Source organism: Clostridium fermenticellae (genome assembly GCF_003600355.1).
Classification (GTDB): domain Bacteria; phylum Bacillota; class Clostridia; order Clostridiales; family Clostridiaceae; genus Clostridium_AV; species Clostridium_AV fermenticellae.
Genome location: NZ_CP032416.1, coordinates 1,999,597 through 2,012,231 on the forward strand (window position 1 = coordinate 1,999,597; position 12,635 = coordinate 2,012,231).

The 12,635-nt window shown below is 30.3% G+C and carries 6 protein-coding genes; all 6 read right to left on the minus strand.

The genetic code is table 11. From position 1 onward, the window contains the following. Nucleotides 1–99 precede the first annotated feature (99 nt). Complete coding sequence (gene nifJ, locus D4Z93_RS09400) at nt 100–3,609, minus strand: pyruvate:ferredoxin (flavodoxin) oxidoreductase (RefSeq protein ID WP_119972965.1); 3,510 nt, start codon at nt 3,607–3,609, stop codon at nt 100–102. A gap of 531 nt (nt 3,610–4,140) precedes the next feature. Next, the gene (locus D4Z93_RS09405) at nt 4,141–5,205 is read right to left on the minus strand and encodes an undecaprenyldiphospho-muramoylpentapeptide beta-N-acetylglucosaminyltransferase (RefSeq protein ID WP_119972968.1); all 1,065 of its coding nucleotides are present in this window, start codon (nt 5,203–5,205) and stop codon (nt 4,141–4,143) included. 192 nt (nt 5,206–5,397) lie between these two features. Beyond that, complete coding sequence (locus tag D4Z93_RS09410) at nt 5,398–7,470, minus strand: PAS domain-containing sensor histidine kinase (protein WP_243105921.1); 2,073 nt, start codon at nt 7,468–7,470, stop codon at nt 5,398–5,400. 72 nt (nt 7,471–7,542) lie between these two features. Continuing rightward, a complete protein-coding gene (recJ, locus tag D4Z93_RS09415) occupies nt 7,543–9,306 on the minus strand; it encodes a single-stranded-DNA-specific exonuclease RecJ (RefSeq protein WP_119972971.1) in 1,764 nt (587 codons plus the stop codon). A gap of 187 nt (nt 9,307–9,493) precedes the next feature. Then, nucleotides 9,494–10,711 carry a M16 family metallopeptidase gene (locus D4Z93_RS09420; protein ID WP_119974295.1) on the minus strand — a complete coding sequence of 406 codons (1,218 nt, stop codon included), beginning with the start codon at nt 10,709–10,711 and terminating at the stop codon, nt 9,494–9,496. A gap of 67 nt (nt 10,712–10,778) precedes the next feature. Then, entirely contained in the window at nt 10,779–12,620 is a 1,842-nt protein-coding gene (locus D4Z93_RS09425) for an APC family permease (protein ID WP_119972974.1), read from the minus strand. Nucleotides 12,621–12,635 lie beyond the last annotated feature (15 nt).

A 12,635-nucleotide genomic window follows, 5' to 3' on the forward strand; every position in this document is an offset into this window, starting at 1 on the left:
TTCGCATATATTAAAAGTATTTTGTAGAAATTATTTTTATGTATTTAAATATATTGTTTAAAAAAGAGGAATGCTTTGCATTCCTCTTTCTTAAACTAATTATTCTGCTGCAAGTTTTTTGTATCCTGCAAGTCTTGCTTCAGCATCTTTTTGAGTTTTCTCAAATAATGCTTCTGCCTGATCCGGGAACTGTTTAGCAAGTGAAGAATATCTTACTTCACCCATTAAGAAATCTTTGAAGTTTCCAGTTGGTTCTTTTGAATCAAGTACAAATGGGTTCTTTCCTGATTCCTTTAATTCTGGGTTATATCTATATAATGCCCAATATCCGCAATCTACAGCTTTTTTAGTTTCTAACTGACTGCATCCCATACCTGCTTTTAATCCATGATTTATACATGGAGCATAGCCGATAATTAATGATGGTCCTTTATAAGCTTCTGCTTCTTTCAAAGCTTTTAATGTCTGATTCTTGTCAGCTCCTATTGCTATCTGTGCTACATATACATATCCATAACTCATAGCCATCATACCAAGATCTTTTTTCTTAGTACGTTTACCACTTGATGCAAATTTTGCTATAGCAGCAGCTGGAGTTGATTTTGATGACTGTCCACCAGTATTTGAATAAACTTCTGTATCAAATACAATAACATTTACATCTTCGCCTGATGCAAGAACATGATCTAATCCACCATATCCTATATCATAAGCCCAACCGTCTCCACCAAATATCCAGTGTGATCTCTTAACTAAGAAATCCTTATTAGTGTAGATATCTTCAATATTCTTATCATTAGCTTTTTCCTTCTCAAGTAAAGTTATAAGATTATTTGCCCTTTCTCTTGAGTCTTTACCTTCATCTACATTCTCTGTCCAATCAGTTAAAGCACTCTTCAATTCAGCACTTACTTTACCTGATTCAACTGCTTCTTTAGCTTCGCCAACTAATCTGTCTCTTATTTGTTTAACTCCTAAGAACATACCTAATCCGAACTCAGCATTGTCCTCAAATAATGAGTTAGCCCATGATGGTCCATGACCTTCATGATTTGTAGTATATGGCATTGATGGTGCTGAAGCTCCCCAGATTGATGAACATCCAGTAGCATTAGCTATCATCATTCTGTCACCAAATAATTGAGTAACAGTCTTAGCATATGGAGTTTCTCCACAGCCTGCACAAGCACCTGAGAACTCTAATAAAGGTTTCTCAAACTGACTTCCTTTTACGCTGTATTTATTCATTGGATTTGCTTTTGGTGATACATTCATAGCATAATCCCATGCTTCAACCTTATTCAATTGAGTATCAAGAGGTTTCATAACAAGAGCTTTTTCTTTAGCTGGACATACTTGAGCACAGTTTCCGCATCCTGTACAATCAAGAGGTGAAACAGCTATAGCAAATTTCAATCCTTTAGCTCCTGCTGCATCCTTAGCTGCAAATCCTTCTGGTGCAGCTTTAAGTTCTTCTTCAGTTAAAAGAACCGGTCTTACTGATGCATGAGGACATACAAATGAGCATTGATTACATTGGATACACTTATCCATCTGCCATTCAGGAACATTTATAGCTATTCCTCTCTTCTCATAAGCAGCTGTACCTGCAGGAAATGTACCATCTTCCATTCCAACAAAAGCACTTACAGGAAGTTTGTCTCCATCTTGTCTATTCATTGGTTCAAGAATATTCTTTACAAATTCAGTAGTCTCTTTTGAAGATTTTACTTCTGAATTTTTTGCAGTTTTCCATGAATCAGGAACATTTATTTTAACAATAGCACCAACACCTTGATCTATTGCAGCGTTGTTCATATCAACAACTTTTTGACCTTTTTTACCATAGTTAGTTACAACGGCATCTTTTAAGTATTTAACAGCATCTTCTACTGGAATAATATTTGCAATCTTAAAGAATGCAGCCTGGCAAATCATATTTACTCTTCCGCCAAGGCCTATAGCCTGAGCTATTTTAACAGCATCTAAAGTATAGAATTCAATATTGTTATTAGCAATATATTGTTTCATTGATGCCGGCAAGTTTTCTTCTATTTCTTCTGGACTCCAGACAGTGTTAAGTAAGAACTTACCACCTTTCTTTAATCCTTCTAATACATTATATTTATGGACATATGATTGATTGTGGCAAGCTATAAAATCAGCTTTGTTTATTAAATAAGGTGATTTTATTGGTTTCTTACCAAATCTTAAATGAGAAACTGTTATTCCTCCAGATTTCTTTGAATCATATGCAAAGTATCCTTGAGCATACATATCTGTATGATCTCCAATGATCTTTATAGCACTCTTGTTTGCACCAACAGTACCATCTGATCCTAATCCCCAGAACTTACAAGCTGTAGTTCCTTCTGGTGTTGTATCTATATCTTCACCAACTGGAAGTGAAGTATTTGTTACATCATCAACTATAGCAACTGTAAATCCATTCTTTGGATTATCTGATTTTAAGTTTTCAAATATCGGTAAAATATGAGCTGGAACAGTATCCTTTGATCCTAATCCATATCTTCCTCCAACTATTATTGGTTGTTTCTCTTTTCCATAGAATGCATTCTTAACATCCAAGTATAAAGGTTCACCAGCTGATCCTGGCTCTTTAGTTCTATCAAGAACAGCAATTTTCTTAACTGTCTTTGGTATATACTTAAAGAAGTGCTCTAATGAGAACGGTCTATACAAGTGAACTGTAAGTAAACCTACCTTTTCACCTTTTGCTGATAAATAATCTATTGTTTCTTCTATAACATCACATACGGAACCCATAGCTATAATTATTCTGTCAGCATCTGGTGCTCCATAGTAATTAAACAAATGATATTCTCTTCCAGTGATTTTAGTTATTTCATGCATATAATTTTCAACGATTTCTGGAAGTTCATCATAGAATTTATTACTTACTTCTCTCTCCTGGAAATATATATCAGGGTTTTGAGCTGTTCCTCTAGTTACTGGATGATCTGGATTTAAAGCTCTTCTTCTAAATGCATTTACAGCATCCATATCAACTAATTTAGCTAAATCATCGTAATCCATTACTTCTACTTTTTGAATTTCATGTGAAGTTCTGAATCCATCAAAGAAATTAATAAAAGGAACTCTTCCTTTTATTGCTGCTAAATGTGCTACTGCAGATAAGTCCATAACCTGTTGTACTGAACTTTCAGCAAGAAGAGCACATCCTGTCTGTCTTGCAGCCATTACATCTTGATGATCTCCAAATATATTAAGAGAATTAGCAGCTAAAGCTCTTGCTGATACATGGAATACTCCTGGTAAAAGTTCTCCAGCTATTTTATAAAGGTTTGGTATCATTAATAAGAAGCCCTGGGAAGCAGTATATGTAGTAGTAAGTGCTCCTGCTTGTAATGAACCATGTACTGCACCTGCGGCACCTGCTTCTGACTGCATTTCCATAACTTTTACAGTTTGTCCAAAAATATTTTTTCTTCCTTGGGATACCCATTCATCAACGTGTTCTGCCATTGGTGACGAAGGAGTTATTGGGTAAATAGCTGCAACATCAGTAAAAGCATAAGAAATATGTGCTGCTGCAGTATTTCCGTCCATAGTCTTCATTTTTCTCATAAAAATTTCCCTTCTTTCTGTATATTTAAGAAAATTTATAAATAAGATTATGCAATATTTGCATAATTCTTATAGTCATTAATGCAAATGTCTGTACTATTCTTTATAATCATCTGTACTATTTTTATATTTAACATGAAATGCAAAATAATAATACACATATATACTTAGACTCAGACATCAAAAATATACTTTTTATTTTCAATTACTAACTGTATTAATAAATTTATCTTACAGTTTTACTATACAACAAAATTCGTTAGATGTAAAACTTAATTTTGAAAGTTATATAAAATATATGTTAATTCCTCAAAATTTTATGATAAAATTGCTGTAATTTAGAAAATGCAGTGGAAAACTACATCCAACTATTACTATTATATCGTATACATCCTATACTAAATTTATAATAAAAACAATATTTTTTCAATCACCAGGCATCTTAAAATCAAATTTAAAACCTATTTGTCATTATATAAGTCTTAAATTTAAAGTTTAACGTTTTATATCTAACTTTATTAACTTTATAAATCAAGTGGAATATTTGGCTATAAGTTCTACAATTTTGTCGACCCCATTTTTAATTGAACTTGATTCCATATTTTTAACATACTTAGCCCTATTTTTTCGAAGTTCTTCTAATTTTTGTACAAGCAATTCGCCATTTAATTCTTCCTCTTGAATAACTATACTGTATCCACTTTTCTCAAAAGATTTTGCATTCAAAATTTGATCTCCTCTACTAGATTTTTTAGAAAGTGGTATTAAGAGATTGGGCTTTTTTAATGCAAGCAGTTCAAATATTACATTTGCTCCAGCTCTAGATACAACTAAATCAGCTGAATTCATTATATGTGGCAATTCATCATTTACATATTCAAATTGCACATAACCATTTTTACTATTTAAACTATTGTCAACATTATCCTTCCCACATATATGAATAATATTATACTTTTTTATTAGATTATCAATATTTTCTCTTACAGTATCATTTATAAATTTAGATCCCAGACTTCCGCCAATTACAAGAAGTACTGGCTTTTTGTCATTAAATCCACATATTCTTTTACCTATTATACTACTTCCATTTATAAGTTCTTCTCTTACAGGTGTACCTGTTAAAACAGCTTTATTATCTTTTATATACTTTTGAGATTCTGGAAAAGTAACACAAACCTTAGTACAATACGGAGCTGACAGCTTATTTGCAAGTCCTGGCGTAATATCAGATTCATGAGCAATAACCGGAATTTTATTAAAGTTTGCCCCAATCACAACAGGTACAGATACAAATCCTCCCTTAGAAAATACTATATTAGGTTTTTCTTTTTTCATGATAATTATTGATTGTACAACACCTTTTATGACTTTAAATGGATCCGTAAAATTTTTTATGTCAAAATATCTTCTGAGCTTTCCACTGGATATAATATGATATTTGATATGTTGTTTTTCAATTATCTTCCTCTCTATACCATCTTCAGTACCTATGTACTGAACTTCGTATCCCATTTTTTTTAATTTAGGGATTAACGCCAAATTTGGTGTCACATGTCCAGCTGATCCACCACCCGTCATTATTATCTTTTTCAATTACTGCACCCCTTTTAATAATTAATAGCACATAGTCTAATTTCTAATAGAACTATCGTATAAAATTTTAGTGAGCATTTATTAAATAAAATACCATTCTTCCTAAATATAATACTACTTTTTTTAAAATAAACAATACAAGATTCAATAGTAAAATAATTATAAAAAAAGAATACATGTGCTGTATTCTTCTTAATTTACATCAGAGAATTCTATATTTATTCTGTCAGAAATATCCTCTGCTACAATAACACAATTATTATTTTTACCTGTTTGTAAATCCACTTTTTTAAATTTAACTATAAATTCCGTTCCTTTTCCATATTTACTCTTAACCTTGATCTTAGCTCCCATCAATTCAGCTAACTTTTTCACCAGTGCAAGTCCTATACCTGTACCTTCCGCTCTCCTTGATAAAGAACTATTGATCTGTGCAAATCTATCGAAAATATATTTTATTTTATCATCCTGTATTCCAATTCCATAATCTTTGACACTTAAACAGAAAAAATTTTCATCCACTTTCAACGACACAAGAACTTTTTTGCCTTCAGGTGTAAATTTTATTGCATTTGACAACAAATTCAAAAGTATTTTCTCGTACTTGTCCTTGTCTATTCTTACATTACATTCTTCTTCATTCGTATCAAATATCAATTGAATATTCTTACCAGATGCATATTTATTTACAGCATCCACTATAGTTTCACTAAAATAAATAACATCAAAATTTGAATTGTTAAGAGTTAAATAACCAGCTTCCGACTTAGATATATCGAGAATATTATTAGTAAGTTTTAACAATCTACTGCAATTTTGATTTATTCTAAAAAGTGTCTTTTCCATATTTGATGTTATTTCATTTTTATACACATCATAAGCCAATTGGATTGAAGAATATATTATAGTAAGAGGTGTTCTAAGTTCGTGAGATATTACCGTAAAAAACTCATCCTTCAATTTTGTTATCTTTTCAAGTTCAATATTATGATTAACTTCTTCAGTTATGTCAGAAGCATGTATATATACATTGATGCTTTTATCTTTATTCCTATATGGTACAAATTTTATCTTGTAATATCTTTTGTTTCCATTTTTGTCCTTTACACTGTATGGGTTCACAGTATACTTTTTATAACTTCTAACCACTTCTTGAATAATTTCATATAAATTATAATTTATATGTTTAGGATTCCTACTGTCAAAAATTGAAGGATCATTCAAACCGGATTGACACCTAATTATCTGCTCATACTTTTTATTTGTCAATTTATACCTCATAACAGGATAGTCTATTACAGCTATTGGTACTTCAAGTGTATTAACTACATTTTTTACAAACTCAGCCTGTTTTTCAGAATTTATCTCATGAATTTTCTCTTCAGTAACATCTTTTATTGTAAGAATTGTATATGCTAATTCATCACTCTTAATTATAGGATTGCTGTTAAGTTCGATATATTTATCTTTTAAAGAATGTTTGTTCTTTAACTTAAAAACAGTGTTTTTCATAATTTTTTTGTTTTTAAGGCAATCTTTATATAGCTTTATAGCCTCATCCTGACTATCTTGCCCAGAATTCTCAAGACAAATATAATACTTCTCAAGCAAATTTTTTTTATTTATCAACTCTAAAACTGATAAATTTAAAATATTGGATACAGCCTTATTACATAAACTTATTTTTTGGTTAAAATCAAAAACAACTATACCTTCTGATATATTATTTATAACATCTTTAAGATACATTAAATGTTCTTTTTCCTTATCTCTTAATATCTCTATAACATTACACTTAGCATTTAATTCTGTGGACAGCTCTAAAAATTTCTTTCTTTCATCCTCTGATTTTACATTCATGAAGTAGTCTTTTGTAACATCTACTCCCATCATTAAAGCACCTTCTAATTCATCATTTTGAATAAGAGGAAAACTTGATACTGATATATAATATTCTGTATCATGTATTTTAAATTTTATAATAGAATTTTTAATTTCCTTACGACTGTTTAAGCATTTATAAAGGGGAAAATCCTTCACTGTAATTTTTCTTCCATACTGATCCATAATATTAAATTCTTCTATAAAATCGTTTCTATTTTTAATCTTCCCACAACTACTTTTATTAAGTATCTTTTTGACTCTTTCATTAACATATATTATGTTTCCAGATGGATCTGTAATACATACAAAATACGGAAGCACTTCTATCAAGTGCTTGCTCAACTCTCCCCATTCCATATTTTTATCCAAATAATCTTTCATTTATACTTTCTCCTATTCTTATTTAGTTAAAATATAAATAAACTCGTTAAACAAAACCGACAGACTTTGATATCATAATGCTGATTTCCTCAATTCCTTTATCTGTAATTGAAGGTATTCCTTTCCCATATATTCATTTATATTTACATAAAATACTATGTCGATTTTTATTGAAGATAGGTATTCATAAATTGACACATTATTCTGTTTAGTTCCAAATATTAATCTCTTTAATTCATCCAAGCCTTGAAACATAACTGCATTAAAATACAATCTTCCCTGTTTCAATGTAAATTTTAAGAACCTGCCATTCTTATCTAAGAAGGCTACTTTTATTATACTAATTCCTTTTTCCGCAAATACTGGCTTGGGGTTTCCCTTTCCAAATGGCTCAAGATTTCTTATATTTTCTGCGAATTTTAACGATATTTTTTTAAATGGTAAACTGCAGTCTATAATTATTTTAGGTATAATATCTTCATCTGTAAGACTGCAATTATCATTTAATCTTTTCATAAGAGGTTTTATATTCGGCTCAGCTAGCGACAATCCAGCCGCCATTGGATGTCCTCCAAATTTTTCTAATAAATTTTTACATTTAAGTAATTCCTCAAACATATTGTAGCCTTCTATAGATCTGCCTGACCCCTTTATACTAGTTTTCCCCCGGGTAAGTATAATTGTGGGTAAATTGTATCTTTCTCTTATCCTTCCAGCTACTATTCCGGCAATACTCTCATGAAGTTCTGGTATATAAATCACAAGTACTTTATTATCTTGAATTGAGAATTTTTCTATATAGTTCACTGCCTCTTCTACTCCATGATTTGTCATTTCCTGTCTTTTTTTATTTAAAGTATATAACTTAAGTGCTAACTTTTCCGCTTCACTCTGATCATTCGTAAAAAGTAACCTTAAAGAAATAGATGCATCTTCTAATCTTCCAGCAGCGTTAAAGCATGGCCCTATTATAAATCCTATTATATACGAATTCATAACTTTATCGCTAACTCCAGTAATCTTCTTTAATGCCTTTAATCCTAAGTTATTAGTCGTATTAAGCAAATTTAATCCATATTTTACAATAAATCTATTTTCATCGACTAAATCCACCACATCACAAATAGTAGCAATTGCGACATATTCAATAAATTTATTTGCTTCAATTTTATTTTTTGTTATGCGATCATAAAGCAATTGTACAAATTTAAAAACTATTCCAGCACCACATAAAGATTTAAAAGGATACTCACAATTTAATTGTTTTGGATTTACAACTGCATCAGCATTTGGCACAATATATTTTCTATTTTGATATTCATCCTCTATAAATGGTATATCATGGTGATCTGTTACAATCACTATCATTCCAAGTTTCTTAGCATATTTTATCTGCTCACTTGCGGCAATGCCATTATCACATGTCATTATAACATCATATCCATCTTTATATGCTCTATCAACCATACTTATATTTATACCATATCCATCAGTTATTCTATCTGGTATATAATAATTAACATTTGCTTTAAATTCTTTTAATGCACTGCACAAGACAAATGCACTCATTATTCCATCCACATCATAATCACCAATTATAAGTATTTTTAATTTTTTATTTATACTATCAATTATTATATCAACAGCTCTATCAATATCTTTCATTTTAATGGGGTCATGCAGATTTTCAAATGATGGTTTTAAAAAACACTTCATACCTTTTAAAGTATAAATTTCTCTGTTTAATAATGTTTTTACTATTATTTCATCTTCTCCTATTAAATTGCAAATTTTATCCATGTCGCATTTTTTATTTTTTATCATCCACCTACTCATAATTTCCTCTTTCAATCTATGAATAATTTACTATGGACTTTAAATTAATTCAATAATAAATTAAACAATTATTATATTAAATAGATACATTATAATCCAAAATTGATATACTTTCTACATAATAAATATTATTTTACAATAAATAATATAGGGTTTACAAGTCTACGCCTAAAACCCTATGTATTTTTCATTTAATTATTTGTATAAATGGATTATCTAAAATTTTATTTATTGTATCTATGATACCTTTAGATGATATCTTATTAAGATCCTTAACCTCATCATATACAAACTCAGCAGAGTTATACATCAACTCTGCGCATGTCAAATCCTTACAAAGTTGTATTGCCCTTTCAAGTCTTAACTGTTTTTTTATCTTTATTCTATTATTCAGATAATTTATTTTATCTACATTAAAAAATGAATAATCATTTCTCACTTGATCTATTTTTAAGTTTGTTAAATTTAAAACCTTTTCTACATTTTCTTTTGAGGTTCCCATAGTTATAGTAAAAAATTTAACACCTCTGTCATAATTAATTCTACTTGTAACATCATATGCAAGCCCATAGTTTGTCCTTATTTCATCAAATAATATACTGCTCAATCCATCTCCAAAAGCAGTATTAAATAACATTAAATTTTTAAATTCTTCTATATTAAGTTTATCTATTGAAAATATATACTGTATCTTAGCACCTTCTAGCAGTGCCATTTTTTCGACAATAATATTCGATGTATTTTTCTCACAGATATCCATATCCAATCCACTAAAATTCTTCTTCCAATTTCCCATGTATTTATCAACTATACAAAATATCTCTTCAAGTTTCAAAGAGGAGCAAACACTTATAACACAATTATGTGGACTGTAATATTCATCATAAAAGTCTTTTATTTCATCTAAGGATATTGAACTTACACTATTTTTACTCCCAATTATTGGAAATTTAATTCTCTTTTTTGAAAAAGCATTATATAAAGCTTTGTCCTCACAATATTGATAAGTATTTTCCCTCCATTCTTTTAATTCTTGCAATATAACATTCATTTCCTCATAAAATCCCTTACGTGGAAAAACGGGATTCATAAGCATATCTGAATACACTTCAAATGCATTCTCAAAATTACTTGATAGTGATGTACCGTAATATACAGCATAAGAAAAATTAGTCATTGCATTTTCAAATCCAAATATGCTGTCACACAATCTATTTATTTCTTTTTCATTCCTTTTTTTACTACCTTTTGATATCATATGTTCCACTGCATGTGCCGTTCCAAGACTAAATCTTTTATTTTCTTCTAAAGCTCCTGCATTAAATCCTATACAAAAAGAGGTCAATTCACCTGGCCTGTGCGTATATATTAAAATTATTCTATTATTCAAAACAATTTTCTCCAAAATTACACCTCTATCCTTATATCTAATATTCAATTATACACTAAAAAGAGAGGATATTCCTCCCTCTCTATTTATCTATTATATAAGGTATTGTAACTAAAGCTATATTTCTTCTTCTAATGAGCATAGTTTTAATAAATAATGCTGTTTGGTTATGAAGTATATTTCCCCACCATTTCTTAACTACAAACTGTGGTATCACCACAGTTATTGTATCATTTATTCCCGCAGAATACTCTTCTGATTCTATAAACTTTACTAGTGGTTCAAGTATACTTCTATAAGGTGATTTCTTTACAACTATAGGTACCCCAAGATTGTACTGATCCCACTTTTTTAAAAGTCTGTTAGTTACATCATCATCTACTGAAACATGAAATACTATTATATTATCAGATATGGTTCTAGCATAATTGAATGCCTTTAAAAATGATTTATTCAAAGTATCTATTGGTACAATTACATATCTCTTCTGCATGGATATGTCTATATTTTTTGGTCTTTGATCTACACTAAGCTTTAACTCACACGCTACCTCCATATAATGATGCTTTATCTTTAACATCAAAATAACTATCATAGGTATAAGTAAAAAAATCATCCATGCTCCAAGCATAAATTTTGTTACACCAAGTAATATTACTGTAAAAAAGGTTACTATTACACCAAAACCATTTATAAGCGCTTTATGCCTCCACCCAATAGTTCTTTCCCTAACCCATTTTACAAACATTCCTGACTGTGACAATGTAAATGATATAAAAACGCCAACTGCATACATGGAAAGAAGTATATGATCATCTCCTTTGGAAATCAGTACCAATAAAGATGAGAGCATAGCTAGAACTATTATACCATTTGAAAAACTAAGCCTTTTACCCCTTTTTGAAAACTGCCTTGGGACGAAGCCATCTTTTGCCATAAGAGCCAATAACAAAGGCAGTCCTGTAAAAGCAGTATTAGCTGCCATAATTAATATCACTGCAGTTGTAGTCTGAATAACATAAAACATCAGGCTCTTATGGCCAAAAACTTGTGCGGCAATTTGAGCAACAACTGTTACATCTGCATTGGGAACCGTATGATATATAGTTGCCAGATATGCTATTCCTCCAAACATTATAAATATAATAAGTGCCAGTAATTCAAGAACTACCTTAGCATTCTTTTGAGATGGCTTCCTAAAACTTGGAATTCCATTGCTTACAGCCTCTACTCCTGTTAAAGCTGTACATCCTGATGCAAATGCCCGTAAAAACAAAAATAAACCTATACTACCAGTAGCTTTTGGAACCGCATAAATTGGCTCAGGAATGTGAACACCTAAGTGTGCCTTAGTAATACCAGTTATCATCATAATAACCACAGAAATTACAAATAGATACGTTGGAACTCCGAAGATTTTGGATGATTCACTTACTCCTCTCAAATTTCCAATCGTTATAAAAACTATAAGAAATATACTTATAGCAACCTTATAAGATAAAAGCCAAGGAATTGCTGATGTTATAGCAGCTGTCCCGGCACAACTACTAACAGCAACCGTAAGTATATAGTCTATTGAAAGCGCAGAACCAGCTATAAGTCCAGATATTGTCCCTAAATTATCCCTGGCAACTACATAGGCACCTCCACCATTCGGATAACTATCTATAGTCTGTCTATAAGAAAACACCAAAAGAAATAATAATGCTACTATACACATCGATGCATAGAACATATACTTATATGCCATTACACCTAAAACTGGTATAAGTACAATCAATATTTCTTCTCCAGCGTAAGCAACCGATGATATAGCATCACTAGACATAATTGGAAGACCCCAGAACACATTAAATTTCTGATTTTTTAATTGTTCCGTCTTTAAACTTTCTCCAATAATTAATTTTTCTAATTTAATCTTCATCATTCACACCTCTAA

Bases quoted from the DNA above. Each gene is read 5' to 3' on its own strand.
- nifJ (WP_119972965.1), bottom strand. From the start codon at position 3,609: ATGAGAAAAATGAAGACTATGGACGGAAATACTGCAGCAGCACATATT.
- recJ (WP_119972971.1), bottom strand. From the start codon at position 9,306: ATGAGTAGGTGGATGATAAAAAATAAAAAATGCGACATGGATAAAATT.
- D4Z93_RS09410 (WP_243105921.1), bottom strand. From the start codon at position 7,470: ATGAAAGATTATTTGGATAAAAATATGGAATGGGGAGAGTTGAGCAAG.
- D4Z93_RS09425 (WP_119972974.1), bottom strand. From the start codon at position 12,620: ATGAAGATTAAATTAGAAAAATTAATTATTGGAGAAAGTTTAAAGACG.